Raw genomic sequence first — 26066 nt, 5'->3', positions numbered from 1 at the left:
CAAACACCATGCAAGCTGGACGTCATGCGAAACACGAATAGAAACAAGGGAGAAATAGTATATGATAGAGGTTTATACAGACGCTGCCACCAGGGGCAATCCCGGTCCAAGTGGTATTGGTATTTATATGAAACAGGGAAACCGTCAATGGGAGGAGCATGCTTTTATTGGTGAACAAACCAACCACGAGGCGGAATTTATTGCATTGATTAAGGGGTTGCAGCTATGTCAGGAGTACTTTCCAGATGAGATTATTTCTTGCCGCACCGACTCCAAGGTGGTTGCCGATGCATATGAAAAGAATTATGCCAAGAATAAACCATTTCAATCTTATCTAGAGCAAATCAATCATATTGCCGCCAGCTTTTCTTATGTATTTGTAAAATGGATTCCTGAAAAACAGAATAAACGAGCGGATCTTTTGGCGCGGAAGGCATTAGATCAACAGGGATCATGAAGTAATCAAGCCATTTTGCTGCAGTAAGGCAATGGCTTGATCTTCATGTGCCACTTGATGCTGATTAAACAGTTCCAATAAACTGATATAGAAGCTTCGGTCAAAGGTTAATTGCAGCTGTAAAGTAAAGCGGATGGCTAACTGGACATGTTCTACAGAGGAATCCGTGTATTTATGACCAAAATAGATAAAGTTTACTTCATCGTCTGTTAGCTTAAAGCCTTTAGACCATAAATGCTCTAAAAAGTAGGCCAGCCTCTCACTATCTCTCATGTTAACCCTCCCCCTTTTCTAGAAAATTCACTATATTGAAAAGGCCATTTATCGTTTCCTTTGACCAAAGTATTGGTAATAATCAGTTCTGATAAAAGCATTAAACAGCTTTCGTTTCTTGGATGCCTCTTTGCCGAAGAGCTGTTCAAAGTTTTCGTTTGCCGTTAAGATATAGATATTCCAGGACGGATAATCACGCAATGTCTCCCCGAGTCTTCGATAGGTCTCTTCCACTTGTTTTCTATCCCCTATTCGTTCCCCGTATGGCGGATTACTGACAATATAACCGCCTTCTGCTTTGGAATGAAAATCCGCTGCCTGCATCTGTTTCCATTCAATCAAGTCAGCCAGTCCAGCCTCTAGTGCATTCTCGCGAGCTATTTCAGGCATCCGCGGATCTAAATCCGAACCATAAATCGCTAACGGACGATCATATTCCGCGACATCTTCCGCTTCCTCCAGCGCCTCTTCCCAATAGTTAGACGGAACAAATCCCCATTCCTCTGCCGCAAAGGAACGATTAAAACCGGGGGCAATGTTCTGTCCAATCAAGGCAGCCTCAATGGGAATCGTGCCTGAACCACAGAATAGATCATAAAATGGGGCATCTGCACGCCAATTGGTCAGTTTGACTAAGGCAGCGGCTAATGTTTCCTTTAAAGGAGCCTCTCCTTGGTGAAGACGATAACCTCGTTTATGTAATCCCGCACCAGATGTGTCTAATGTCAAGCTTACCTCATCTTTTAACAGCGCTACTTCGATTTTGTGAAGTGGCCCTGTCTCTGGAAGCCAGTTAGCCACCCCGTGCTTTTGTTTTAATTTCTCGACAATCGCCTTTTTCACAATCGCTTGACAGTCTGGCACACTGTATAAAGTAGATTTATGTGATTTTCCTGTGACAGGAAACATCCCCTCTTCAGGGATATACTGATCCCATGGCAGCGCCTTCGTCTGTTCAAAAAGCTCATCATAGCTATATGCTTTGAACTCCCCCACTAATAATTTGACTCGGTCTGCTGTTCTAAGCCATAAATTACAGCGCGCAATCGCCTTTACATCCGCTTCAAATCGTACTTTTCCATTTTCTACGGTTACCTCATGATACCCTAAGTCGCGCACCTCTTTTGCAACGATAGCCTCTAAACCCATTGCTGCAGTAGCAATCAAGGTTACCTTATTCTTCATTATGTCATTCCTTTCAGCATATATTACGAGCGATACATATAAGAATAAAACCCCTTTTTAACATGTAAAAAGGGGTTTCGTTACTATAGACAAGGACCAAATGAATATGTCATAAGCCATGTTCTGTCCTTTTGTGTACTACAAGCGGTGGTCAGCCTCGTACAAAAGGCGTAATCATCTGTCTACAAGCAAAAGCTTGTCCTTCGTTCGGTTGAATTCCCTACTAAAAGATGCCCCTACCAATATTTGGGTTGCTCACTCGAGGGGTTTACCTCGTTCCACCTAAATCGTTTCCTCTTTAGCTACGTCACTGTGGCACTTTCAAGGTATTCACACCCTATCCGGTCGGACGTAGGTGTTTTCCCTGCCGTTAACCATGAAAGCATGGTTACCTTGACTTATGATTTCGTCAAGCACGAACACTACAGGCATCTCAGCCTGTGTGAGCATGGACTTTCCTCTACATATCCTCTAAGGGATGTGCAGCGATTACTTCCACATTCATTCATTAAAGCCTCTACCATTTTACCATGAATCGCACAATAGTCAATGGAAAAACAGCCCAAACGTCTACTCCTCAAACTTTTTGCCAAACACTTCTTTTTCCAAGTTCGATAATCGTTTAAGCACATCATAATTGACTTGATGATTCGATGTAGACGGACGTAACCTCGTTTGTTCAGTGCTTTTCTTCATGCGGTCATTCTCTTGCTGTAGTCGAGCTATTTCATCTTGAAAGAATTCATAATCTTGAATAATCGTGTCTAAAAATTCATCGACTTCCTCTTGATTGTAACCTCTCATGGAAGTTTTAAATGTCTTTTCCAAAATTTCTTTGCCATTCAGTTGATTTGCCATTCTCTCCACCTCATTTAATCAGTCCATTTTCGTTTGTAAGCAAGTCACACTACCCAAGATGAACCGGCTGCCTATTCAAAAAAAGTCTTGTTGTTCTCGTACCACTTCTTCTAAATCCTCTGGTGTAATGTACATCAACAAGTACTGCCTTTGATCAACTGCAACCTTGATCTTGTCCAACAAAAAGTGCACACTTCCAGGATGTTCCTCATCCACTAGCAATAAGGCCCCTTCTGTCTTATCAATCAGCCAGCGGTCTTTATTGATGAGTTGATATGCTGCTTGATAGGTTTCGTTATATAAAGGCTGAAAATGGTCCGCCTTTTCCGTTATTTTCAAATATTTTTCTTGATAAATGTCCGGCCATCTAGATTCATATTCTAAAAAAGGAGGAAATATGCCTAATTTAATGGGATACATTTGCTTTAAGTCCAGAATAACTTCTGCTGCCCATAATTCCACTCCCATTTGACCCGTCATAATCACCCATTCGAGTCCTTCTTCCAATAAAGCAATTAACCGCTGTTTTAATGCTAACTTCACGTAAGGGATACGCGGATCATTCTCATTACGAATTTGGAGTTCATGGGGCTTATTACCTGAAATTGTAATAATTTTCACTTTATGACCCTGCCTTTACCTCGTTCGCTGCGTCCGTGAGTCTCCCTGTATAAACAAATACAGCTAAAACAACAGGAACTTTATATCCTGCTATGTCTTACTTTACCTTAGTATAAAACAAATAACAAATATATTCTAGTCTTACTGTCAGACAAACTTTTTTGCCGCCTTAGCTGCGAATGATCTGATCCATATCACAGATCCTATTTTCCCCATGCAAAAAAACCTGTCATAACGTCTGATTATGACAGGTTTGCACACGCAGGACTTCCTGATTCAAGGAGCTAGCAACCGCAGGAACCGTTCCCGTTTGGATTCATGGATTGGTTCTGGTTCATCGGATTCATGGAGTTGTTCATTGGGCCCATTTGCTGCGGCATCATGCCACCACCATTTACATTCACCGAATTAACCGTGTTTTGGTTAGAGGTAGTATGTGGATAATAGTGTGCATTCTTTACTAAATGATGATTTACTACATTGGTATGGGATGGGTGAATATGGTTGACAAGGCTCTCGCTACAGGTATGAACCTCATTACACTTGGTTGGATGAACAATGGTTTTCGTAGGCATTCCACAACCCATGTTAGGTCGACAATGTCTCATTATAAGTCACCTCACTATTTATTATTCCATACTAGCGTATGTCATGCGTGAGAGATTGTCTAAGACACTTACCTATGCAGAGCTAATTTTTTTATTGTTTGAGATCCTGCTTCAATAATTCCATCACGTACAAAACCGATTGATGTAATTCCATATACCGTGATTTTGGGGTATCGATATAATAACTATGCAGCAACAACAGCTTCATGTTTTCCTCTGTAGAGTCGACTTGCTGCGGATGAACACGCACTTCACGGTCCTGTACGAAAGGAACAGCCTCTTGATACCATTGATCAATTAAGGTAAAGATGGGGTCCGTTTCTTCCTTTACTAGTGAAAAAAAGTCAGGATCTCGTCTATTGTCCGGGCGCTCATGCGTCAAATATCGTTGTTGCAATTGGAGCAAAATCTCTTCCAGTGATTCTATATAGGTTAGCAGCATAAATAATGAACCGCCTTTCTGCCTCATTACTATATAAATTGAATGAAATAATTTCTCATGGATCTGTATAGCTGCTCTTGAACCATTCGTGTGAGTGGATCAAACAAAGTATTATCAGGACATCAAGCGAGCAAAGACTTGCTTATCACACGTTTTTATACGTTCAATTTATATATACACCCTAACACGTTTTACGAAAGAATGCCATTACGCCCCCTCTTTTATCGGCACATATACTTCCTGCTCCTCTGATTCTGGCCATGTTTCTTCTATTTGTTCATATAAATGAATTAATCGTTCTAATTTCTGCTGGCACACTTCTTTTCGATACATCGTGGAATACATATCCATCTCTTCATTCCTCCTCGTTTTTATCGCTTACCTAACCTATTCGATAAAAAAAATAATACTCCTCTAGCACTGACAAAACTAGAACTTACCTGACAGAAAATGCAGTGATGATGCATGTTTCACCTAAAATTCGTCAAACTAATACCAAAAGGAGGTTTTTCCAAAATGAAAGAAAAGAAACAGCGAAAAAACGACAAAAATCGAGATCGTACCATTCCAACGCAAAATGATAAAAAAATCAATGGACCCAACCGTCCTTCTACTTAGATGAAGGAAAAACCGGGCAAACCGCGCCCGGTTCTTTATGACAATATACGTTGAACGTGTAACAAAAACGCGTAATAAGCAAGTCTTTGCTCACATAATTGTCTGATAATACCTCGTTTAATCCATGTTCGTTTCAGGTCAACATCATTCCAAGTCCTATTATACCAAGGATTCTATTCTTTCTTTACTTAGAACAACTACTGTCATGGTCCGTTCATGACGGTCGCTTCTTTTCCTTCCGAATACCCCCGAATTTTGTGTATTTTTTGCGAATGTATAAAGGTCTGGCACCTTGTAATAGCAAGCGTTTTTAATACTTATTCATTGAAGATTTTCGCTACATAGCGTATGATAAATCTAGCCAACTTTTAGTTTGAAAGTTGGGTGTGTTGATGATATGTAGGAGGGAAAAACATGCAATATCCAAATGGAAGGAGATCATCAGCCAAATTTAATCATTCAACCAATAAACAAACGGTTTACAGTAATCGTGGCATGACACTAGAAGACGATATTAATGAAACGAACCAGCACTATCTAGCAAACAATACAGCGATTATCCATAAAAAGCCTACACCTGTTCAAATTGTTCATGTGGATTATCCAAGAAGAAGTGCAGCGGTTATCAAAGAGGCCTATTTTAAACAAGCCTCTACCACTGACTACAACGGCGTTTATAAAGGCAGACATATTGATTTTGAAGCGAAAGAAACGAAAAACAAACATTCTTTTCCTTTAAACAATATTCATCAACATCAAATTGATCACATGAAACAAGTCGTAGCACATCAAGGAATTTGCTTTGTTATTATTCGATTTCATGCTACTCAGGAAACCTTTTTATTCCCAGCGGAAAGCTTGTTTATCTACTGGGAAAACCAATTTTCCGGAGGCAGAAAATCAATTCGTTATGAAACTTTGAAAAAGGAAGGGCATATAATCCCTGTTCGATATCAAGCAAAGGTGGACTACCTCTCTGTTATTGACAGTCATTATATGAAGAACGGAGGAAAAGCTTATGGCGGAACAAGGCCAGAGTAGGACAGCAAGACGAAAACAACAAAAAGATCAGAAAAAGCAAAATAAGCCATTGTGGCGAAAAATAGCAAGATACGCCCTTATTGCCATTCTATTAATTGGACTAGGTGTGGGTGTGTTATTCTCTTATTACATTATCACGGCGCCGAAACTAGACGCCTCGATATTATCCGACCCAACTACAAGTAACTTATATGATATAAATGGTGATATTTTTGCCAAAATTGGCGCCGAGAAACGCACAAAGATTTCATATGATGATGTGCCTACGGTGTTAGAGGATGCCATCCTAGCGACAGAAGACATCCGCTTCAAGGATCACATTGGGATTGACTTCCGACGAATCGGCGGAGCAGTCCTTGCCAATGTGCGGGATGGGTTTGGCGCGCAAGGTGCCAGTACGATTACCCAACAAGTGGTAAAGGGATATTTTTTATCGAATGACAAGAAATTGAAACGAAAGGTGCAAGAACAATGGCTTGCCCTTCGCTTGGATGCCCAGTACTCCAAAGAAGAAATCTTTGAGATGTATGTCAACAAAATTTATTATGGCGCTGGTGCGCATGGTGTGGCGATGGCAGCAGAGATTTATTTCGGCAAAACGGACTTAAGTGAATTAACCTTGGCGGAGGCAGCGATTTTAGCTGGCTTACCTCAAAGGCCATCTGCTTATGACCCGTTTGTCAATCCAGAGCTGACCAAAGAACGCATGAACACCGTATTAAACTATATGGTACTTCATAATAGAATTTCTGAAGAAGAGGCCGATGAAGCGCGAAACGTCAACATCGAAGATCTATTGGTAGATAAAAAACCTGACTTTGTCAAATATGAATCATTTATTCAACAAGTACGCGATGAAGTACAAGAAAAAACGGGTGCCGATATTTATGAAGATGGCTTAGAAGTACAGACCACCCTTGATCCAAGGGCACAAGAACATGTCGAATCCCTATTAAATAGTGATGAGACATTTGGCGGAGATGATGAGTTACAAGCAGGTCTAGTCGTGACAGATACCAAAATGGGTGCCATTCGTGCAATTGGCGGTGGTAGAAACCGTGAAAATGATGGCTGGAACTATGCCATCGATGGAGATGGTCGTCAAGGTGGATCAGCCATGAAGCCGATTATGGCCTATGGACCTGCCATCGAATATTTACAATGGTCGACCTATCAGCAGCTTAATGATGATAAGCCTTATTCCGTAGCAGGGACAGATTCGGAGATTAGAAACTGGAACCGACAATATCAAGGCTGGATGAGTGCTCGTTACGCCTTAGAATGGTCCTTAAACGTACCAGCAGTCAAGACCTATGATGAGGTTGATCATGGTGATGTCACGGAATTTGCTAATAATTTAGGGCTTGATTTCGAAGACATTTCTGTTCGCGATGTTATTGGAGGAACTGGTAATGGGGTGACTCCACTACAAATGGCTGGTGCGTACGGGGCATTTGGTAACGAAGGAATTTACCATGAACCTTATTCTGTAACCAGTATTACGTATCCGGATGAAAGCACCGAAGAACTGCAATCCGAAGAAGAAATCGCGATGTCGGATTATACGGCATATATGGTTACCGATATGTTAAAAACCGTTGTCGAAAGTGGTACAGGAACGGCGGCCAATATTTCCGGTTTACCGGTAGCAGGTAAAACAGGAACCACCAACTTACAAGACGAACCTGGAAGCCCAGATTCATGGTTTGTTGGCTATACAACGAACTATACCGTTTCTGTTTGGACAGGATATGACGAACGGAAGGCTATTGAAGACACCAATATAGCGAAATATTTATTTAAGGATACGATGACATTCTTATCCGAAAATATTGAAACACAAGACTTTAGCCGCCCCGACTCCGTTGTGGAAGTCGAGGTAGAAGATGGCTCTAACCCAGCCAAACGGCCAAGTAGCTATACGCCTAGCTCACAAATAGTAACCGAGCTTTTCGTTAAAGGAACCGAGCCAGATTCTGGTGCTATTTCCGAGAAGTTTGACGAGCTTGATCCTGTCTCTGGTTTAAGTGCAGAGTACTCCGAAGAAGAGGATAAAATCACTGCCAGCTGGGATCATGATGACAGTGATGTGGAATTCAGGGTTTCTGCTGGAACTGATGGAGACGTCGAAGAACTAACCACCACATCGAACAATCAAGTGGAAATCTCCAATGTAGAAAGAGGAGAAACTTATACCATTGAGGTCATTGCACAAAATGATGAAATGGAAAGTGAAGCAGCTACCACAACGGTGACGGTGGAGGATGAGGAGACAGAGGAATTACCTGCTGTCAGTCAATTACAGCAATCCTTTAATCCGGATAATCGCTCTGCTATGATTAGCTGGCAGTATGATCATGAAGAAGCCGTTGAATTTGAGGTTAGCGTGCAGCAAGGTGGGGAAAATGTAGATGAATTCACAACAAGTCAGCAATCCGTGAATATTACACAGTTGGAATTGAATACAACCTACACCATCCATGTGACGCCTGTATTAGATAATACGAGAGGTCCTTCTGCCAGCGTACAGGTCGCAACTGATGCCCCTGAGGAGGAAGAACCTGAGGAAGGCAATGAAGAAGAGCCTACTCCACCTGACGAAGGCGACGAAAGTCCTCCGGAAGAGGATAATTCCGGCGGTGATAATTCAGGTGAAGGAAATGGCGGAGAGAATAACGGTGATGACCAAGGTGAGCAAGAAGGCGATAACCAACAGCAAGAACAAGAGAATAATGACAATTCTGAGGATGAGCAAGAAAACACTGGAGATGGAGAGCAAGAGCAGCAAGGAAACGTAGTTGATGAATCCTCAGAAGAATAAGCAAAAAGCAAGATGGACTTTAGCATCCATCTTGCTTCTTTTCTAAAAAAAGCATAAAATCCTTGGTATAGTAGGACTTGGAATGATTTTGACCTTGAATGAACGAGAGTACCGATAAGATGGATGATGTAAAGTAGACCACTTTCTGGAGTGGTAAGTTTGATCGTTTTATCTGTGCAAAGCAAGCGCTGCGGGAATATGCTGCGCTTTCCGTGGGGCCGGCTTCAGCTAACTTGCAAAAGAAGAGCACTTTTACAAGTGGATCTTCAGCTCGTCCTGGTCCCACAGGAGTCTCCGCATATTCCCTCCGCTATATATACGTACAACAATGGTTGTTACTGCAAGGATGAAGCATTCTAGGTATCAAGCCAGTGTTGTAATAAAAGGAGAAAATCGTCAACTGATTTTTCGACTCCGTATGGATCACGCTACAAAATGGTTCTTTCATTTATAAAAACCATAATGTAGGATCGAATCATGCTCTGAACAAGTTTATCTAGCATGATAATGGTGTCTAGAATTCTACATCCTAGCAGTCATTTGATTGTAGTCCTACTACCCAGCGGAGGAAATAGGTGAAGACTCCTGTAAGAAAGGCGGAAAGCGTCGGGTAAAAACGTAACAACTGGACCGAAGCGACTGAGATAAAGGAATCACGGTGAGGGACGAACCGATGATGACTTTCGCCCAAGGGCACGATGAACAGGACGTTCAAGTATCGGCGTTGGTCACAGGACGTGACCGATTTTAGCCGATGAAAGGGCGACTAAGCTTCTGTCTTCGCCAATCAGCAAGTCTTCTTTATCGTAAGGCGCTGTCGGGAAGTTGTCTAGTTTTTGACGCTTGTAGAAAGCCTTAGAATAGTGCAGTGTGAAGACCCCGCAGGAAGCGATCTTTGCTGACGAGGAGGCTGAGCCTTGACATGAAGGTTCGCAGGCTAAGATCACGACGTCAATCGCCACGCCTGCACTTGCACGTCCTGTGCATCGAAGCGGAACCTATTTTCGGAGCGTTTCCTAGCACTGACAAACAATCAACTTTACTTTGTGGAATAAATAGTCTGGCTACTTTGAGTGGTCGGTATAGGACCGGGCGAATTATGCCCGGTTTTTCTGAAGGTTAAATCATTTATACAATAGCCGAAAGTAAAGCTCATTTTCAGATCAACAATCGTTCTAAGTGATTTTTTGTTATTAACTATGAGCCTCCTGTTTCTTCATGCGCTTTTTACCTTCTCGGCATAGCTCCAATAAAGGACAGACCTCACATTGCGGGCTTTTTGCTTTACAATGGTACCTGCCGAAGAAAATCAAGCGATGATGCGTATTGCTCCACTCTTCTTTTGGTATTTTTCGCATCAAGGTCTTTTCCACTTCTAAGACACTATCTTTCCAGCGACATATCCCCAAACGCTTGGACACCCTTTCGACATGAGTATCCACTGCAATAGCTGGTTCTCCAAATGCAACCGAGGCAACCACGTTCGCTGTTTTCCGACCAACACCAGCCAGTCCCTCCAATTCTGCCTTTGTATGAGGTACCACGCCATCATGATCATCTATTAATGTCTGACATAACTTACGAATATTTTTCGACTTATTTCGATATAAACCAATCGAACGAATATCTTGCTGCAATTCCTCAATGGAAACGGCAAGATAATCCTCTGGTGATTTATATTTTTGAAAAAGGGTTCTCGTCACCTTATTTACAAGCGCATCGGTACATTGGGCAGATAACACAACGGCTATCAGTAATTCAAACGGGTTATCATGTAATAATTCGCATTTGGCATCTGGATACATGTCTTCTATGCGATCCAATACGATCTCTATTTCTTTTTTTGTCAGCATGGTAATCCCCCCTTCTATTCCTCCAGCCAATTATAATACAGAGATTTATCATAACGGGTATCTGTTTGTTTCGTTTGTTTCGTTCCTATGTTTTGATGGAATTCCTTGCTGGATTGCTGCGCTTGTTGTGGTGATTGGATACCTTTCTTCTTCCACTCCATTAAGATCCGGTCAATATATTTGAAATTAACCTTCCCCATTAATACCGCTTCCCTTAAGGCAGCATAAATAAGCGAGATTTCATGGTGATCCTCATCCAGCCAATTATTAATCATCTCAATTTCAAAGGGAGATAAAGCTCGACCAAACTCTTGTTCAAATTTCTGGAATACTTCTCCAACTTTCTCGTGAAGCGATTCAACTGGCTGCTCCTTCTCATGGTATAATCGTTCCCATAAAGGATCTAAAGAGTAATATTCATTAATCATATCATTGCTTCTATTCTCTTCTATCTGGAGTAAATTTTGTTGAATGAGTTGACGTAATAAATGGGAACATTGATTACTGGATATCGATAAATGCTCGGCAATACCCTCGGGGGTTGGAAATGGGTTTCCCTCCCGCTGAGCTAAATAAATCTGCAAAATAATGGCCAACTGCATTTCATTAATGGACAATAATGCATAGTTCCTAATCAACTCGGCGGGAACGTTGATTTGATCCTGTATGACTTTTTGTAAGTGTTCATTCATGTTGATCCTCCTCGTATGCTTGATGTTGATTAGTTAAGAAGAGTATTTGGCTGTATCGTTGATCTTGTAGCTATGAGCAACGGAACAATGTTTCCTCTCAAACGATTTCTTACGATGAGAAGCTTTGTTTAAGGTAGTCTACTTTCCTGCGTAGTGAGTTTGATCGTTTCACCTGTGCGGCGGGAATATACTGCACTTACAACCATTTCCAGAGCGTTTCCTCGCACTGACAAGCAATCCGATTTACTGCATGGAATTGATGGACTAGTTACTTAACATCATCCACCATCGACAGCTTTACTCAAAGCACCATTTTATGTTTTGTAGTGTCCGTATGATTTCCAACTAAAGCTACTGAAATAGCGTAATCCTTTGCGAGTTGGGGCAAAGGATTACACTTGGTTAAGGATATAGTCGATTGAGTAGTCTAGGAAATGGAATGGTTTCTCTGACGTGTTCTACGCCGCTAATCCAGGCAACCGTCCGTTCCAGACCTAGTCCAAAGCCGGCATGCGGTACACTCCCATACTTACGTAACTCTAAATACCACTCATAAGCGTCACCTGATAATTGGTGCTCCTGATAACGCTGTTCCATTAAATCCAAATCATCGATTCTCGCCGATCCTCCGATAATTTCGCCATAACCCTCTGGGGCAATTAAATCGGCACACAACACAACATCTTCTCGTTCGGGATCTGGTTTCATATAGAACGCCTTAATGGACTTCGGATAATGGGTGATAAATACGGGTTGATCATAACTTTCGGCAATCGCAGTTTCATGCGGTGCACCAAAGTCTTCCCCCCATTCAATATCGGTAAAACCTTTTTCTTTTAAAAATTCAACGGCTTCATCATAGCTGATTCGCGGAAAAGGAGCCTTGATTTTCTCTAAGGCAGCTGTATCCCTTTCTAAAGTGAGCAGCTCTAGCTGACAATTAGCTAGCACGGATTCTGCAATATATTGTACATACTGCTCTTGAATAACTAGACTCTCCTCATGAGTTACAAACGCCATTTCCGGTTCAATCATCCAAAACTCAATCAGGTGTCTTCTTGTTTTGGATTTTTCTGCACGGAAAGTTGGACCAAATGAAAAAACACGATTGAAAGCCATAGCGGCTGCTTCCATATATAACTGGCCACTTTGCGACAAATATGCCTCTTCCTCAAAATATTGCGTATGAAAGAGTTCGGTGGTACCTTCTGCGGCAGCACCTGTTAAAATAGGCGGATCAATCTTGGTAAAGCCTTCCCTTTGGAAAAACTGATAGGTTGCTTGGATGATTTGATCCCTTATTTTCATAATGGCATGCTGTTTCTTGGAACGAAGCCACAAATGGCGATGATCCATTAAAAATTCCGTACCATGATCCTTTGGTGTAATCGGATAGTCGACCGCTTCATGAATCAGCTCTAAATGGCTGACCTGCAGTTCGTAACCAAATGGCGAGCGTGAATCCTCAACCACGGTACCCGTTACGTACAAAGAAGACTCCTGTGTCAGCGATTTAGCTAACTGAAATATCTCTTCTGATACAGCGGACTTGACCACTACACCTTGAATAAAACCGGTGCCATCCCGCAGCTGCAGAAAGGCAATCTTACCACTGGAGCGCTTGTTATTTAACCAAGCACCGATGGTTACTTCTTGGTCTACATAAGCAGACACACGATTAATTGTCGTTTTCATGTTCTTTCCTCCACTTACTGATGATTCTCTACAAAGCGCTTAATGCGCTTCGCTGCTTCTTCTAATTGCTCTAAAGAAATGGCATAGGATAGCCGTACATTTTCTGGTGCACCAAATCCTGATCCAGGTACTAGCGCCACTTTCTCTTCTTCTAACAACGCCGTCACCCATGCATCTACAGAATCAAAACCATTTTGTTTTACCGCCTTTTGTACGTTAGGAAATAGATAAAAGGCACCCTTTGGTTTGACACATTCAACACCTGGAATGGCCACCAGCCACTCATACAATTTCTCTAATCGTTCACTAAAGGCTTGACGCATTTCTTCAACCGGTGCTTGTGAACCAGTGTAAGCCGCCTCAGCCGCTACCTGTGAAATGGAAGTAGGATTAGAGGTAGAATGAGAAGCTAAGTTCGACATTGCTTTAATAATCTGTTGATTACCAATTGCATAACCAATACGCCAGCCGGTCATGGAATGTGATTTAGATACTCCGTTAATGATAATGGTTTTATCTTTTAGAGCACTTGATAGCTCGGCAATAGACACATGTTTTGTCGATGTATAGATCAGTTTTTCATAAATTTCATCCGATACAATAAAGATATCATGACGCAGACACACCTCACCTAAGGCAGCCAGTTCTTCTTTTTCATACATGACACCAGTTGGATTACTTGGGGAGTTAATAATAACAGCCTTTGTTTTTTCCGTAATCGCCTGTTCTAATTGTTCTGGTGTCAGTTTAAAATCATTTTCTTCTTCTGCTTCGACAAAGACCGGATTCCCTTCTGCCAATTTGACCTGTTCTGGATAACTAACCCAGTAAGGCGCAGGAACAATCACTTCATCGCCTTTATTTAACAATACTTGAAACAAGGTGTATAATGCATGCTTAGCACCCATCGTTACAATGATTTGATCTAATCCATAGTCCAGACCTTGATCTGCTTTTATCTTGGTTTGAATGGCTTGTTTTAACCCAACCGTTCCCCCAGCAGGAGTGTACTTAGTGAAGCCCTCGTCCATCGCCTGTTTGGCCGCCTCTATAATCGGAGCGGGGGTATTAAAATCAGGTTCACCTGCACCTAAGCCGATCACGTCATGTCCAGCCTGCTTCAACTCCTTTGCCTTTGCAGTAATCGCTAGGGTTGATGAGGGGGTTAATGTTTGTACTCTGTTTGCTAATTGCATACTTTTCATTCACCTTTCTTTATTTAATTAAATGTAGGATCTAAGGTTAATCGATTGTAGCTCTTGTCTTCCAATACGACATTCTCATAAACTAGTTGTTGGGATGGATTAAAGAACTTAATTTCGAGTATTGGTGTTTCCTCGTCAATCCCAATCGTGTCACCTAAATATTCACAGCCGTCACAACGATCGGACCATTCTGACAATAAGGTATCTTTCGAATGAAACGGTTCCTTATCGAAGCTTTGGAATTGCCAGTCTTCTTCCTCCGGCCGATGCATAAATACGAACTGTTCGGTTCCTTCTTCGTTACTACCGTCTATTACATAATAGACATAATCGCCATGATAACGTTCAACGGAATCAATCTCTGCTATATCGGTATTCTCTATTGCCAATTCCTCGATATCGCTCGGATCCCCTTCTGTTTTATTTTCCAATGTGTCTTGATAAAGCGAATAAAGATAAATAAAACAACCAATGATTATCAAAAGCACGATCACAAAAACCAACCAAAATTTATTGAATTCGATAGATGCTGAAAATTGCCTTCTCATGATTTTCCTCACTTAATGTTAGTCCAAATGTTAAATTATCTTGCTTTAATGTGCGATTTAAGCTGTCAACCAGCTTATACAAATCATCAGAATAGTGTACCTCAACGGTAGATAATGTCGTTTTAGTAGATCGATTGATTTTTCTCCACCTCCAAGCAACCCTTTCTGATTTTGCATTACTACACAGATGAATTACGGGCCGCATCCGTGGTTAGGATGAGCTTGCTTTGAATAACAGGACAGGAGCAGACGACGAGTACCGAACTCGTCGCTCTACACACCATCTCAGCAAATGAATCTTTTTCCTTTATCCCATAATACCTCTTTCCTTATTTTGATGGACTTTCAGCAATTTTTCAACTAATAACAACAGTTTTAGCAGAAAAAATTTGATTTTATTCTCTTAAGCATTGACCGCGCTATTCCCTGTTAATATTTCATAATCCCGGCCAGTCAAACGGACATAAACGGAGCCTGTTTGCTGTAAAAAATAAACATCGATCCAGGTAGCACTTAATCGTTCCACTAAGGCATCACTTATTTCTTCCGTTTGACTAGGAAATATCACACATAAATAGGGATCCAACCTTGCTAATAATTGCTCTGACGGCGAATTAACACTGCCAAAGTCTGCAATTTTGATCATATCCACATCCTGTACCAATTGCAGCAGTCTTTTTTCCATCATTTCCCCATGATGGTTTAAAAACAAGATGGTTTCTTTTTCATAGTGGAGGAGAAATGAAATATTTCCTTCCTCCGATTGATCAAATGCCTCCATATTTAAGTTATCCCAAATAGCGTAGTTTTGAGACAGGTTCCATTTTTCCACCTTTTGTGAATCGATACGAGCTGTTTCAAAGGAGATGGGCACTACTATTTTTTTCACTTGATAATGATCGATGAGGTAGTCTAGGTTACCAGTATACGCCTCATCAGGATTTGTAATAATAACCCAGTCCAACGTATCAATATTTAAACGGCTTAACATTTGATAAAGTTGTTTTTGACTACGCTCTGACGCCGTATTAATCAGGACATTTTCTCCTTTAGCATTCGTTAACAAGCTGGCTTCTCCATCTGGTAAATTCATAAATAGCATATCCATCTCACCTTCATCGAGCTTAGGGATCGATGGTATGGAAACCGCATTGGCCCCCATCAACAAGAAAACAAGGATAAATAATCCATATATTTGGTATTTCATTGTGGGACCTACCTTCTACAGAATATGATGAAGCTCCAAGCATTTTATGTCCCATATAAGAAGCAGCATAACATAACTCATTTGGAGCGTTCTCTATCCGTTAGGTTTTCACAATGACGTATTATTATCCTTCCCTACTAATTCGTTCAATCAATTCTTCGATCGGTTCGTAAAAGACTGGAATATCTGGTACCGAATCAATAAATGATTGGCCATAACGTTTGGTGATTAACCGATCATCGAATACCAACACACTCCCCTTATCCGTATGTTTACGGATCAACCTGCCGAATCCTTGTTTAAATTGAAGAACAGCCTGTGGTAAAGATAATTCCCGAAAAGGATTTTTCCCCCTCGATTTTAGATAAGCTGATTTCGCTTGAAAAATCGGATCTTGCGGGGATTGAAAAGGTAATTTCACAATAACTAGGCAAGACAAGTCATCTCCTGGAATATCCACGCCTTGCCAATAGGCATTCGTTCCCAACAAGATCGATTGATCAAACCCTTGAAACTGCTTGATCAAACGATTCCTGCTTCCGGTTGTAAGACCTTGACCGAGCAGCAAATAATCTTGAAGCTCTTCCACTTCCTTCAGTATATAATAACTTTTTTTCAACATATCATAAGACGTGAATAATACCAATAATCGCCCCTTGCTTTGTACGGCAATCGAGACGATGGCTTCATTAATCGCATACAGAAAAGCCTCGTTTTTCGGATATTGAAACGCCGGTAAATTATTGGGAATCAATAATTGTACGTTTCGTTTATAGTCAAAATACGGATCCATCACATATTCTTTGACCTGGCTGGAGATAAGACCGAGTTTTGCTTTCATATAGCTAAAGGATCGATTCATGGTCAAGGTAGCACTGATTAAAATGACGGATTCTTTTTGAGAAAATAAATAATCTTGGAGCTCTTCTTGCACAGAAAAAGGCTCTTGTTGGATATAAACGGCATTCTCGGCTCCCTGAGGGTCAATTTCCAGCCAAGTGATCGATTCATTGGTTTCTTGAAGCAGTAATTGACGGATTACCTCTTTATATGCCGTCAGTTGCTGCTGTGTTTCTTCATCAAAAAACGGAACCAATTGGTCAAGCAGTAACATCACCCGTTTGGTGGCATCTTGATAGTCGATTCGAGCCTGATTGTCCCATACGGCTTTGAGTCTGCCTATATCAGATACCATACGCCCTTGTTTATTTTTTGCTTGCACATACTGAAATAACTGTCTAAAAAAGAGATCCAATTCGTATTTGCACGTCTCAATTGATTCGCTTAACCATATATCTTGCAATGTTTGTTTTTCTAATGGATGGAAAAAAGCAGTTATTTCTACATAGCTAACCGATGCTCCCAGATAATTGGCGGCTACTTCTTCCAGTTGATGTGCTTCATCCACCACTAATTTCTGGTATGACGGCAGGATGTCGTATTCAGATAACATATCAATGGCCAGCAAGGCGTGATTAGTAATGATAACAGACGCCTGATCAGCTTGTGCCAGCGTTCTCTCATAGAAACAATAACCTTGCCAAGCAGGCTGTAATCTCTGGTGTTGGCTCACTAATTGGTATAACGCGGGTTGTTTATGCAAAGAGAATTGCAATTCATCGATATCGCCTGTCGACGTTTCCGTTAACCATACCAATATCATGGCCTTAAACATGCGATCTTGATAGGAAGATCGGCTCTTGTCTTGGTAAAATTGTTCAAAATTCTGTAAGCTCAAGTAATGATTCTTTCCCTTAATGATCGCCGCACGAACCGGAATTCCAAGCTTTTTCATATCCTGTTCCAACAGCTGTGACTGGAGATTGGTATTATTTGTGCTAACAACTACTCGATGATGAAAAGACAGGGCTTCATAGATCATTGGAATTAAATACGCAATCGTCTTCCCTAATCCTGTTTCAGCCTCGATTAAAGCATGCTGATTCATGCGAAAATGATCAAAAACAATATTACTAATTTCTGCTTGCCCTGGCCGCTCTTCATAATCCGAGTTGGTCTCGGCTAAATAACGGTAACAGTCTTCTGCAAAAGCGGCGAAATCTTCCGTGATCACCTGTTCCTTTGGTGTGGTTTGTGCCATCTTCTTCATGGAAAAGCCTCGATATGTTTCCATATCAGATCTGTCTGCATATTGATCGATCTCTTGATGGATGATCTGCCAGTCCGAACGAAAACCAGACGACAGGGATAGAATTTGTTGTATCACGTTTTGCGGTAGGTGCTGAAATTTATTTTTTAAAAGAAGTAACAGATCAGCTGTCACCAGGGCATCTGATAAAGCACGATGCGGATTATTGTGAGTAATTTGCAAATACTCGGCCAATTCATTCAGCTTATAGCTTGGTGCCTGTGGCAATAGAATTCGCGCTAATTCCACTGTATCGATCACGTACGGGGTTCGCTTCTGCTTTCCCGCCCGAATAAGCTCGCCATTTAAAAAGGATAAATCAAACGGAGCATTGTGAGCCACAAATACCGCCCCTTCCAGTAAAGGCTCCACTGTCTCGATGATATCCTCAAAAATAGGCTGGTCAACGACGTCCTGATCTTCAATTGAGGTAAGCTGGGAAATAAACGCTGGAATTGGTTTTTCAGGATTTATTAACTGCATATATTGCTGGGTAATTTGGTCGTTTTCAATTACCACTATCGCTATTTCAATCATGCGGTCACCTTTTGGGACGGATTGTCCCGTTGTTTCCACATCCACTACAACATATTTCTGCAAAGGATCATCTCCGCTTCTTGATTATGTACTATACTCCATATTACCAGAAAAACGATTCCGTTTTGCTTTCTGATAAGGATAGGGATCTCCATGGAGACCAAACAACAGGTCGCTTCCCTGTAAACACATGACGAAAGAAACTCTTATCAGCACAGGATAAGAGTTTCTACAGACGTGTGAGAGGCGGTTCTTGCTGTAACATTTGTTCTACTTGATTCTTTTCATCTAGTATCGCCACTTTAGGCTGGAAATCCGCCAATTCTTCTTCTGCAACCATCGCATAGGCCACCACAATAATGACATCATGAGGCTGAACCTTTCGTGCAGCCGCACCATTCAAACAGAATACTCGGCTTCCTCTTTCCCCCGCAATCACATATGTTTCAAAGCGTTCGCCATTATTATTATTAACAATCTGCACCTTCTCATGTGGCAAAATATCGACATGTTCCATAATTTCTTGATCAATCGTAATACTGCCAACATAATCCAAATTAGCTTCCGTCACTCTCGCTCGATGAATCTTAGACTTCATCATCGTTCGTAACATGATGATTCCCCCTAAAAAATAACATCTGGTATCTGACCACGTTCATCCATAATGATATTATCAATCAGCCTTGCTTGCTTAAATTGAACGGCTGCGGCGATAATGACTTGACCTTGAACCATTTCCAATGGCTGCAAGGATGGATAGGATAATATTTCGACATAATCAATGATACCATTTGTTTTTTGATGGATTCTTGTTTTCACTTCCTCTATTATCATAGCAGGATTTCGGTTGCCGTCAACCATTAGTTGCCTTCCCTTTTGCAAGGATAGATAGATCTCTTTTGCTTCCTGTCTTTCTTGTTCGCTTAAATAGACATTTCGGCTGCTTTTCGCTAATCCATCTGTTTCTCTAACGGTAGGAACTCCCACCATTGTCGTTTCGTAGTTTAAGTCTGTTACTAAAGCGTCGACAATGGCCGCTTGCTGGGCATCTTTCAAACCAAAATAGGCGAAATCGGCCTTGGTGAGATGAAATAACTTCGATAAAACAGTCACAACACCATCAAAATGACCCGGTCGAGACTTACCGCAAAGCACATCTGTCCGTTTTTCCACATGTAATCGAATGGTGGGTTCAGCTGGATACATCTCGTTTATCGTCGGCATAAATAAGTAATCTACCCCATGTTGCTTTGCCAGTAATAAATCGTGAACTTCATCTCTTGGATATTTATCAAAGTCTTCATTTGGTCCAAACTGCAAAGGATTGACAAAAATACTAGCGATCACGAAATCAGTATCTTGTTTGGCATTATCGATTAATGTTGTATGTCCTTCATGGAGATAACCCATCGTTGGCACAAAACCTATCGTCTGTTGTCTAGCTTTGATTTGTTCGGTTACTTGTCTTATTTCTGCTACGGTTCGTATTACCTGTGTCATCATTAATCCTCCAACAGTAATTCTTCGATCAGCTGCGGATCCATTTGAAAAGAGCTGGACGCATCTGGAAATGTGCCTGCTTTTACCTCTTGTTGATAGTGCTGCAAGGCGGACTGAATATCGTTACCCGTCTCATGATACACCTTAACAAATGACGGTTTAAAATCTGTACCATACTGTAAGATATCATGATAGACTAATACCTGACCATCACAATCCTTTCCTGCACCTATACCAATAGTTGGGATCGTCAGCTGTTCAGAAATATATCGCGCCAGCTGTTCTGGGACACACTCTAATACAACTGCAAATGCACCGTTTTCTTCCAGTTTAAGGGAGTCTGCAATTAACTGTTTGGCTGTTTCTTTATCTTTTCCTTGGACTCGGTAACCACCCAGAGTATGCACTGACTGAGGTGTTAACCCTATATGTCCTACCACTGGGACCCCTGCTTCTGTCAATTTTTTAATAGTGGTTAATGTATCCGCAGCTGCACCTTCCAATTTCACTGCCTGTGCCTTTGTCTGCTGGATAAGCTGTTGGGCATTCTCCATTGCCTTTTCAACTGACAGATGATAAGACATAAATGGCATATCAATAACGGTAAATGTATCCGTTGCTCCCCGAGTTACTGCTTTCCCATGGTGAATCATATCATTCATGGTAACATTGATGGTGGAGCTATAACCTAATACAACCATCCCTAAGGAATCTCCTACTAACAGCATGTCCATCCCCGCTTGTTCCGCTAGTTTGGCATTGGGATAATCATAAGCGGTCACCATCGAGATTTTTTCCCCTTTTTCCTTCATTTGTTGGAACGTCATCGTATTTTTCATCTTTTTCACTCCTCACCAGTCTATTTCGGCGCTATAAATCATACGTTGTTTGCCATTCTCTGTCTTAACAAGCAATGCCCCATCATGATTAATCCCTTCGATTTGGGCCTCGAATACATCATGATGCTGCTTAATTGTAAGGGTTTGATTCAATCTATAGGCATGTTGCAGCCATTTCTGCTTCACCTCATCAAAGCCGTTATTTAAATAACGCTGATAGGCATATTCAAAATCCTTCAAGATGGCTTGTATGATCGTTGAACGATTCCAATACTGCTTAGTTTCCATCTGTAAAGAGGTGGATCTGTCCTGGAGTCTCTCTGGAAAATCCTCACTTGTTTGATTCACATTAATGCCAAAACCGATGACTAAATAGTTGATTGCTTCTAACTCTGCTTGCATTTCGGTCAGAATACCACAGATTTTCTTGCCATTTATAAATAAATCGTTTGGCCATTTGATTTCGATACGTTGATCTGTCAGCCGTTCCAAGGTTTCTACCAAGGTGACCGCAACAAACAGGGTCATCTGTGAGGCTTGATATGGGGGTATATTGGGCCGCAGCAACAGGCTTAGCCAGATTCCACCATGATTGTTGGATTCCCATACCCGTTCCATCCTGCCTCTACCGGCCTGTTGGAAATTAGTCAAGACGACGGTTCCATGGGGGTAATCCTTGCGTGCCAACTCATGAGCCAAATCCTGTGTCGATGGCATTTCCTCTTGAAAGATGATGGTTTGACCAAGCCAATCAGTCTCAAGTCCCCATTGAACTGTATGATCATTCAACGCAGTCGGTCTGGCTAATAAACGATATCCCTTCCGTGGCACCGATTCAAATTGATAACCGGCCTTTTTTAACTCATTAATATGCTTCCAAACAGCCGTCCTGGAAATGTTTAATTGATCAGAGATAGCCTGTCCTGAAATATAATCATCGGCATGATTAGCCAATATGGTTATTAATTGCTGTCGCTTATTAATTGCCATGCTTTAACCACTCTCTTATTGTATCATAATCATTCACTATTTCTTGTAGCACGATCGCTTTCTCTAATACCTCTAATTGCTCTCGCAGCCAAGCACCACGTGGTCGATTCGGGAAAAATTGCTGTAAATCCTTTCCGTCTACTGCCATCTCTTGTCTGATCTTAATCGGCAATTGCTCTTGATAAGAGGCAATATCTTTAGCAGTTAAATCAGAAAAACCTAATCTAGTTAATAATTGTAAAAAATCATCCATTAATGCGTTCGGTAATTGATAAACCGTCCATTCGATCGGTTCATGCTGAAACGACTGATAAAGGTGCACCAATAGTTTGCTATCCTTTTTGACTTGATTGGATAATTTCCATTCCCGCACCCAATCGGTAACAGAAGAATTGGGACAAGCAATATCCATATAGGCAATCCAATTGGCCCATCCAGTAAAAGGCTGATCCACTGTCGCAAATAAACGGTGCAAAGGCTGGTTATCAGTGAATACCGGCAAGTAACGGAGTAAACCTGATTGAAGAAGCCCTTCTTTTGCGTGAGAAAAGTAATCGCCTGTCATCATCTTCTCCCACTCTATCGCCAACCGTTCTACCGCAATGTGCCGTATAAGATGGGCATGTGCTCGCATAGCAGTCATGGTATTCTCCGCAATCGCAAATCCCAGTTGCGCCTGAAAACGTATCGCACGCATCATACGCAGCGGATCCTCTTGAAAGCGATCGGCTGGATTGCCTACCGTACGAACGAGACGTCGCTGCATATCGGTCTGCCCACCAAAGGGATCAATAATCGTTTGAAAACGGTCCATCGCAATGGCATTGATCGTAAAATCTCGTCTACTTAAATCGGTTTGCAATTCCGTGACAAATCGCACCTGATCCGGCCGACGAAAATCACTATAACCAGACTCCGTTCGAAAAGTGGTTAGCTCAAACGAGAGACCATGATGCCTAACAAGCACCGTACCGTGTTGTATACCGGTTGGCACCACCTTAGGAAATAATGCCTGTACCTCTTCTGGCTTTGCGTCGGTTGCGATATCCATATCACCAATCTTGCGATGCAGCAAGGTATCCCTTACTGCTCCGCCAACGATATAACCTGCAAAACCTGCCTGCTCCAGTCTTTCGATAATTTCTTCTGCTCGTTTAAAAAGTTCCTTACACATCATCTTCACCAAGCACACGTTGATAGATGGTTTCATATTCCTGACAAACCTTTTCCGAGGAGAAGGTTTCTTTGACTCGCTGCTTCGCTTTCTCTGAAAATTGCAGCCATTTATCATCATCTTGTAGCAGTTCGATTGCTCGACTGGCAACCGCTCTGATATCACCCATCTCTTCGATATAACCATTTACCCCATCTTCTATCACCTCAGGAATACCTCCTACATTGGTACCAATACATGGGACACCACAAGCCATTGCCTCCAATAACACTAAGCCAAAACTTTCCTTCTCTGATAAAAGTAATTTCAAATCGGCCACCGATAAAAGCTCAGGTATATTCTTTTGCTTTCCTAAAAAATGAACGACATGTTCAAGGTTAAGTTCACGCACAAGCTCATGCATTCTGGCATTTTCTGGTCCATCACCAATTAGTAATAGTCGAGATGGCACCTGATCATAAATCAGCGCAAATGCCTTGATGACATCCTCCATTCTCTTGACCTTACGAAAGTTAGAAATATGAACCAGCACCTTTTCATCAGCAGGTATCTGATATTCTTCTTTCCAGTTCGTATCACGTGGATAGTAATCTTCTTCATTAATGAAGTTATACACCACATCTATCGGTCGCTTGATTGCTAACATTTCCTTGGTCTGCCGAACCAAACTTTCTGAGACTGCGGTAACAGCGTCTGATTGTTCAATACCAAATTGAATCATCTTCTTCAAGCTTAAATCAATGCCTAATACGGTAATATCTGTACCGTGTAAGGTCGTTACAATCTTAACCGGATGTTCCGCCATCTGTTTAGCTAAGATGGCACAAATCGCATGTGGTACGGCATAATGGGCGTGAATAATATCCAGCTGTTCGGTATCAATGACCTCTGCTACCTTAGTTGCCAGCGCTAAATCATAAGGCGGATATTGAAAAACAGGATAATGATTCATTTCCACCTCATGAAAATAGACATTCTGATAATACGAATCCAGCCGATATGGCACACTAGAGGTAATAAAATGAATCTCATATCCTTTTCTAGCTAGCATTTTCCCTAGTTCCGTGGCGATAATGCCAGAACCTCCCACTGAGGGATAACAAATAATACCTATTTTTAACATATTTAAACCTACCTAGCCTATTATTTTGATTCTTTAAGATTACGCCAGTCAAAGAACCCCGCATCGAGGGCACGAATCAATACCTCTGCTCCTCCAGTATTAGTAACTAATGGTATCTGATAAACATCACACAAACGCATCAATGCACTGATATCCGGCTCATGCGGCTGTGCTGTCAATGGATCGCGAAAGAAAATCACCAAATCCATTTCGTTGTTAGCAATCCTTGCCCCGATTTGCTGATCGCCGCCTAATGGCCCCGACTGAAAACGATGAATCGCTAACCCTGTCGCTTCTTGAATCTTGGTACCTGTTGTACCTGTCGCAAAAAGGGTATGCTTTTCTAATATATGGCTGTATGCAATCGTAAAATTCACCATATCTGTTTTTTTCTTATCATGGGCAATCAATGCTATATTCATGTTAATCGCTCCTACTCCATTATATTTTCTAAGCCATATACCAAAATATCTAATGTCATCACTTGATCAATAGCTAATTTAACCCCTGTCATGAAAGATTTCCGGTCAAAAGAATCATGCTTAATTGTTAAGTTTTCCCCAGCGGAACCAAATACTACTTCTTGATGAGCCACAAGTCCTGGCAGACGCATACTGTGTATTCTCATTCCATCAAACTCTGCACCACGTGCACCCGGGATCGTCTCCTTCTCATTCGGATGCCCTTGTTTTTTCGCTTGTCTTTCTTCTTGGATCAGTTGTGCCGTTTTTACAGCCGTACCGGAAGGGGCATCCAGCTTGTTATCATGATGTTTCTCAATGATTTCTACATCCGGAAAATATTTTGCCGCCCATTTGGCAAATTGCATCATCAATACGGCACCTAATGCAAAGTTCGGTGCTATGATCACACCGACCCCTTCTTCTTCCGCCAAATCCGTTAGTTCGGTTAATTGCTCATCTGTGAAACCGGTCGTACCTACTACAGGGCGAACCCCATATTGAATAGCCGTTTTCGTATGTAAATAACCAAATTCAGGTGTCGTCAAGTCAACCAATACATCGGCTTCTACTGCTTGTAGACACGTAGTAATATCGGTGTAAATCGTGGCATCCAGATTAGGCAGTTCTTCAAATGAACGGATCTCTCTACCCTCGTATTTATGATCCAAACATGCCACTAGCTCTAAGTCAGCTTCCCTTTCTATCATCCGTAAGGCTTCACTTCCCATTTTACCTCGCGGACCTGCTACAATTACTTTTATTTTACTCATGCTTATCCTCCTGTTTGTCTATCTTTGTCCATCGCTCTTTATCCCTTGACTCTATTTTAGTCATCGTTTTCTCAAAGGCTTCGGTTAAACTGATTTGCTGTGAATTGGCGAAACAAATCATCACAAATAACAAATCACCCAACTCTGCTTCCATCGAGTTATCGGCCTCATCTATCTTCTTAGGCTTTTCTCCATATTGATGATTCACCTCTCGCGCCAGTTCACCAATCTCCTCAGTAAAACGTGCCAGCATACTTAACGGGGAGAAATACCCCTCTTTAAATTGGGAAATATAATCATCCACTCGCTGTTGCATCGCTTCCATGTTCTCTTTATTATACATTTAATCGCCTCCATTGACAAAATAAAAAGACAGATGTAAGACTACATCTGTCT

27 protein-coding genes and 1 other RNA gene are annotated in these 26066 nt (G+C 41.5%); 3 read left to right on the top strand and 25 right to left on the bottom strand.

The genetic code is table 11. The annotated features are described in order from the left end of the window. Nucleotides 1-61 precede the first annotated feature (61 nt). A complete protein-coding gene (locus BN6556_RS15980) occupies nucleotides 62-457 on the top strand; it encodes a ribonuclease HI family protein (protein WP_066193275.1) in 396 nt (131 codons plus the stop codon). Here BN6556_RS15980 and BN6556_RS15975 read toward each other — a convergent pair. From BN6556_RS15975 to BN6556_RS22180, 8 genes are all read right to left on the bottom strand, one after another. Further along, nucleotides 452-730 carry a DUF6123 family protein gene (locus BN6556_RS15975; protein WP_066193274.1) on the bottom strand — a complete coding sequence of 93 codons (279 nt, stop codon included), beginning with the start codon at nucleotides 728-730 and terminating at the stop codon, nucleotides 452-454. The two genes, BN6556_RS15980 and BN6556_RS15975, sit on opposite strands and share 6 nt — an antisense overlap. A gap of 48 nt (nucleotides 731-778) precedes the next feature. Continuing rightward, the gene (locus tag BN6556_RS15970) at nucleotides 779-1915 is read right to left on the bottom strand and encodes a THUMP domain-containing class I SAM-dependent RNA methyltransferase (protein ID WP_066193273.1); all 1137 of its coding nucleotides are present in this window, start codon (nucleotides 1913-1915) and stop codon (nucleotides 779-781) included. Between the two features lie 107 nt (nucleotides 1916-2022). Beyond that, nucleotides 2023-2416: RNase P RNA component class B (rnpB, locus tag BN6556_RS15965), an RNA gene on the bottom strand. 69 nt (nucleotides 2417-2485) lie between these two features. Continuing rightward, on the bottom strand, nucleotides 2486-2773 hold the full coding sequence (gpsB, locus tag BN6556_RS15960) for a cell division regulator GpsB (protein WP_066193272.1): 288 nt from the start codon (nucleotides 2771-2773) through the stop codon (nucleotides 2486-2488). 75 nt (nucleotides 2774-2848) lie between these two features. Then, nucleotides 2849-3394 (bottom strand): SLOG family protein, encoded by a 546-nt coding sequence (locus BN6556_RS15955; RefSeq protein WP_066193270.1) that lies wholly within the window; start codon nucleotides 3392-3394, stop codon nucleotides 2849-2851. A gap of 284 nt (nucleotides 3395-3678) precedes the next feature. Further along, nucleotides 3679-4002 (bottom strand): CotD family spore coat protein, encoded by a 324-nt coding sequence (locus BN6556_RS21750; RefSeq protein WP_078060122.1) that lies wholly within the window; start codon nucleotides 4000-4002, stop codon nucleotides 3679-3681. A gap of 91 nt (nucleotides 4003-4093) precedes the next feature. Then, the gene (locus BN6556_RS15950; RefSeq protein ID WP_066193268.1) at nucleotides 4094-4444 is read right to left on the bottom strand and encodes a DUF1798 family protein; all 351 of its coding nucleotides are present in this window, start codon (nucleotides 4442-4444) and stop codon (nucleotides 4094-4096) included. A gap of 207 nt (nucleotides 4445-4651) precedes the next feature. Beyond that, complete coding sequence (locus tag BN6556_RS22180; protein WP_161485719.1) at nucleotides 4652-4795, bottom strand: hypothetical protein; 144 nt, start codon at nucleotides 4793-4795, stop codon at nucleotides 4652-4654. A gap of 681 nt (nucleotides 4796-5476) precedes the next feature. On the opposite strand from BN6556_RS22180, the gene recU reads away from it, so the two are divergent. Continuing rightward, nucleotides 5477-6103, top strand: coding sequence for a Holliday junction resolvase RecU (gene recU / locus BN6556_RS15945; RefSeq protein WP_066193267.1), 627 nt, complete (start codon nucleotides 5477-5479; stop codon nucleotides 6101-6103). Next, nucleotides 6081-8924 carry a PBP1A family penicillin-binding protein gene (locus BN6556_RS15940; protein ID WP_066193265.1) on the top strand — a complete coding sequence of 948 codons (2844 nt, stop codon included), beginning with the start codon at nucleotides 6081-6083 and terminating at the stop codon, nucleotides 8922-8924. The genes recU and BN6556_RS15940 overlap by 23 nt, the downstream gene beginning before the upstream one ends. A 1193-nt stretch (nucleotides 8925-10117) precedes the next feature. On the opposite strand, the gene nth is transcribed toward BN6556_RS15940, so the two are convergent. The 17 genes from nth to BN6556_RS15855 all read right to left on the bottom strand — a co-directional run bounded on the left by nth (nucleotide 10118) and on the right by BN6556_RS15855 (nucleotide 26013). Further along, entirely contained in the window at nucleotides 10118-10777 is a 660-nt protein-coding gene (nth, locus tag BN6556_RS15930; protein WP_066193261.1) for an endonuclease III, read from the bottom strand. A gap of 14 nt (nucleotides 10778-10791) precedes the next feature. Further along, a complete protein-coding gene (locus BN6556_RS15925; RefSeq protein WP_066193260.1) occupies nucleotides 10792-11469 on the bottom strand; it encodes a DnaD domain-containing protein in 678 nt (225 codons plus the stop codon). A 402-nt stretch (nucleotides 11470-11871) separates the two neighbouring features. Continuing rightward, nucleotides 11872-13164 carry an asparagine--tRNA ligase gene (gene asnS / locus BN6556_RS15920; RefSeq protein ID WP_066193259.1) on the bottom strand — a complete coding sequence of 431 codons (1293 nt, stop codon included), beginning with the start codon at nucleotides 13162-13164 and terminating at the stop codon, nucleotides 11872-11874. A 14-nt stretch (nucleotides 13165-13178) separates the two neighbouring features. Then, nucleotides 13179-14360 carry a pyridoxal phosphate-dependent aminotransferase gene (locus tag BN6556_RS15915; protein ID WP_066193255.1) on the bottom strand — a complete coding sequence of 394 codons (1182 nt, stop codon included), beginning with the start codon at nucleotides 14358-14360 and terminating at the stop codon, nucleotides 13179-13181. A gap of 23 nt (nucleotides 14361-14383) precedes the next feature. Further along, nucleotides 14384-14917 (bottom strand): cell wall elongation regulator TseB-like domain-containing protein, encoded by a 534-nt coding sequence (locus BN6556_RS15910; RefSeq protein ID WP_066193254.1) that lies wholly within the window; start codon nucleotides 14915-14917, stop codon nucleotides 14384-14386. Then, entirely contained in the window at nucleotides 14880-15056 is a 177-nt protein-coding gene (locus BN6556_RS21745) for a YpmA family protein (RefSeq protein ID WP_235817581.1), read from the bottom strand. The genes BN6556_RS15910 and BN6556_RS21745 overlap by 38 nt, the downstream gene beginning before the upstream one ends. Nucleotides 15057-15320: 264 nt before the next feature. Next, nucleotides 15321-16124, bottom strand: a complete 804-nt coding sequence (locus tag BN6556_RS15905; protein ID WP_066193253.1) for a ComEC/Rec2 family competence protein — start codon at nucleotides 16122-16124, stop codon at nucleotides 15321-15323. Between the two features lie 124 nt (nucleotides 16125-16248). Then, nucleotides 16249-18873: an ATP-dependent DNA helicase DinG gene (gene dinG, locus BN6556_RS15900; protein ID WP_066193251.1), complete on the bottom strand. Its 2625-nt coding sequence runs from the start codon at nucleotides 18871-18873 to the stop codon at nucleotides 16249-16251. Between the two features lie 166 nt (nucleotides 18874-19039). Further along, nucleotides 19040-19423 (bottom strand): aspartate 1-decarboxylase, encoded by a 384-nt coding sequence (gene panD / locus BN6556_RS15895; protein ID WP_066193247.1) that lies wholly within the window; start codon nucleotides 19421-19423, stop codon nucleotides 19040-19042. Between the two features lie 11 nt (nucleotides 19424-19434). Then, a complete protein-coding gene (gene panC, locus BN6556_RS15890; protein WP_130859876.1) occupies nucleotides 19435-20310 on the bottom strand; it encodes a pantoate--beta-alanine ligase in 876 nt (291 codons plus the stop codon). A gap of 2 nt (nucleotides 20311-20312) precedes the next feature. After that, a complete protein-coding gene (gene panB, locus BN6556_RS15885) occupies nucleotides 20313-21149 on the bottom strand; it encodes a 3-methyl-2-oxobutanoate hydroxymethyltransferase (RefSeq protein ID WP_066193245.1) in 837 nt (278 codons plus the stop codon). A 12-nt stretch (nucleotides 21150-21161) separates the two neighbouring features. After that, complete coding sequence (locus BN6556_RS15880; RefSeq protein WP_066193244.1) at nucleotides 21162-22139, bottom strand: biotin--[acetyl-CoA-carboxylase] ligase; 978 nt, start codon at nucleotides 22137-22139, stop codon at nucleotides 21162-21164. Beyond that, nucleotides 22129-23316, bottom strand: coding sequence for a CCA tRNA nucleotidyltransferase (locus BN6556_RS15875; RefSeq protein ID WP_161485718.1), 1188 nt, complete (start codon nucleotides 23314-23316; stop codon nucleotides 22129-22131). The genes BN6556_RS15880 and BN6556_RS15875 overlap by 11 nt, the downstream gene beginning before the upstream one ends. Continuing rightward, nucleotides 23306-24436: an N-acetyl-alpha-D-glucosaminyl L-malate synthase BshA gene (gene bshA, locus BN6556_RS15870; RefSeq protein WP_066193241.1), complete on the bottom strand. Its 1131-nt coding sequence runs from the start codon at nucleotides 24434-24436 to the stop codon at nucleotides 23306-23308. The genes BN6556_RS15875 and bshA overlap by 11 nt, the downstream gene beginning before the upstream one ends. Before the next feature lie 20 nt (nucleotides 24437-24456). Beyond that, nucleotides 24457-24858 carry a methylglyoxal synthase gene (gene mgsA, locus BN6556_RS15865; RefSeq protein ID WP_066193239.1) on the bottom strand — a complete coding sequence of 134 codons (402 nt, stop codon included), beginning with the start codon at nucleotides 24856-24858 and terminating at the stop codon, nucleotides 24457-24459. An 11-nt stretch (nucleotides 24859-24869) separates the two neighbouring features. Further along, entirely contained in the window at nucleotides 24870-25670 is an 801-nt protein-coding gene (gene dapB / locus BN6556_RS15860) for a 4-hydroxy-tetrahydrodipicolinate reductase (protein ID WP_066193237.1), read from the bottom strand. Beyond that, complete coding sequence (locus BN6556_RS15855) at nucleotides 25663-26013, bottom strand: nucleotide pyrophosphohydrolase (protein ID WP_066193236.1); 351 nt, start codon at nucleotides 26011-26013, stop codon at nucleotides 25663-25665. The genes dapB and BN6556_RS15855 overlap by 8 nt, the downstream gene beginning before the upstream one ends. Between the last annotated feature and the right edge of the window lie 53 nt (nucleotides 26014-26066).

The sequence above is a fragment of the Gracilibacillus timonensis genome (assembly GCF_900086715.1).
Classification (GTDB): domain Bacteria; phylum Bacillota; class Bacilli; order Bacillales; family Amphibacillaceae; genus Gracilibacillus; species Gracilibacillus timonensis.
The sequence above is the reverse complement of the archived record's forward strand: the minus strand, read 5'-3'. Positions and strand labels throughout refer to the sequence as shown.

What these genes read in the sequence shown, in the direction of transcription:
- BN6556_RS15980 (WP_066193275.1), top strand. Translation starts at nt 62, where the DNA reads ATGATAGAGGTTTATACAGACGCTGCCACCAGGGGCAATCCCGGTCCA.
- BN6556_RS15975 (WP_066193274.1), bottom strand. Translation starts at nt 730, where the DNA reads ATGAGAGATAGTGAGAGGCTGGCCTACTTTTTAGAGCATTTATGGTCT.
- BN6556_RS15970 (WP_066193273.1), bottom strand. Translation starts at nt 1,915, where the DNA reads ATGAAGAATAAGGTAACCTTGATTGCTACTGCAGCAATGGGTTTAGAG.
- gpsB (WP_066193272.1), bottom strand. Translation starts at nt 2,773, where the DNA reads ATGGCAAATCAACTGAATGGCAAAGAAATTTTGGAAAAGACATTTAAA.
- BN6556_RS21750 (WP_078060122.1), bottom strand. Translation starts at nt 4,002, where the DNA reads ATGAGACATTGTCGACCTAACATGGGTTGTGGAATGCCTACGAAAACC.
- BN6556_RS15950 (WP_066193268.1), bottom strand. Translation starts at nt 4,444, where the DNA reads ATGCTGCTAACCTATATAGAATCACTGGAAGAGATTTTGCTCCAATTG.
- BN6556_RS22180 (WP_161485719.1), bottom strand. Translation starts at nt 4,795, where the DNA reads ATGGATATGTATTCCACGATGTATCGAAAAGAAGTGTGCCAGCAGAAA.
- recU (WP_066193267.1), top strand. Translation starts at nt 5,477, where the DNA reads ATGCAATATCCAAATGGAAGGAGATCATCAGCCAAATTTAATCATTCA.
- BN6556_RS15940 (WP_066193265.1), top strand. Translation starts at nt 6,081, where the DNA reads ATGGCGGAACAAGGCCAGAGTAGGACAGCAAGACGAAAACAACAAAAA.
- nth (WP_066193261.1), bottom strand. Translation starts at nt 10,777, where the DNA reads ATGCTGACAAAAAAAGAAATAGAGATCGTATTGGATCGCATAGAAGAC.
- BN6556_RS15925 (WP_066193260.1), bottom strand. Translation starts at nt 11,469, where the DNA reads ATGAATGAACACTTACAAAAAGTCATACAGGATCAAATCAACGTTCCC.
- asnS (WP_066193259.1), bottom strand. Translation starts at nt 13,164, where the DNA reads ATGAAAACGACAATTAATCGTGTGTCTGCTTATGTAGACCAAGAAGTA.
- BN6556_RS15915 (WP_066193255.1), bottom strand. Translation starts at nt 14,360, where the DNA reads ATGCAATTAGCAAACAGAGTACAAACATTAACCCCCTCATCAACCCTA.
- BN6556_RS15910 (WP_066193254.1), bottom strand. Translation starts at nt 14,917, where the DNA reads ATGAGAAGGCAATTTTCAGCATCTATCGAATTCAATAAATTTTGGTTG.
- BN6556_RS15905 (WP_066193253.1), bottom strand. Translation starts at nt 16,124, where the DNA reads ATGAAATACCAAATATATGGATTATTTATCCTTGTTTTCTTGTTGATG.
- panD (WP_066193247.1), bottom strand. Translation starts at nt 19,423, where the DNA reads ATGTTACGAACGATGATGAAGTCTAAGATTCATCGAGCGAGAGTGACG.
- panC (WP_130859876.1), bottom strand. Translation starts at nt 20,310, where the DNA reads ATGACACAGGTAATACGAACCGTAGCAGAAATAAGACAAGTAACCGAA.
- panB (WP_066193245.1), bottom strand. Translation starts at nt 21,149, where the DNA reads ATGAAAAATACGATGACGTTCCAACAAATGAAGGAAAAAGGGGAAAAA.
- BN6556_RS15880 (WP_066193244.1), bottom strand. Translation starts at nt 22,139, where the DNA reads ATGGCAATTAATAAGCGACAGCAATTAATAACCATATTGGCTAATCAT.
- BN6556_RS15875 (WP_161485718.1), bottom strand. Translation starts at nt 23,316, where the DNA reads ATGATGTGTAAGGAACTTTTTAAACGAGCAGAAGAAATTATCGAAAGA.
- bshA (WP_066193241.1), bottom strand. Translation starts at nt 24,436, where the DNA reads ATGTTAAAAATAGGTATTATTTGTTATCCCTCAGTGGGAGGTTCTGGC.
- mgsA (WP_066193239.1), bottom strand. Translation starts at nt 24,858, where the DNA reads ATGAATATAGCATTGATTGCCCATGATAAGAAAAAAACAGATATGGTG.
- dapB (WP_066193237.1), bottom strand. Translation starts at nt 25,670, where the DNA reads ATGAGTAAAATAAAAGTAATTGTAGCAGGTCCGCGAGGTAAAATGGGA.
- BN6556_RS15855 (WP_066193236.1), bottom strand. Translation starts at nt 26,013, where the DNA reads ATGTATAATAAAGAGAACATGGAAGCGATGCAACAGCGAGTGGATGAT.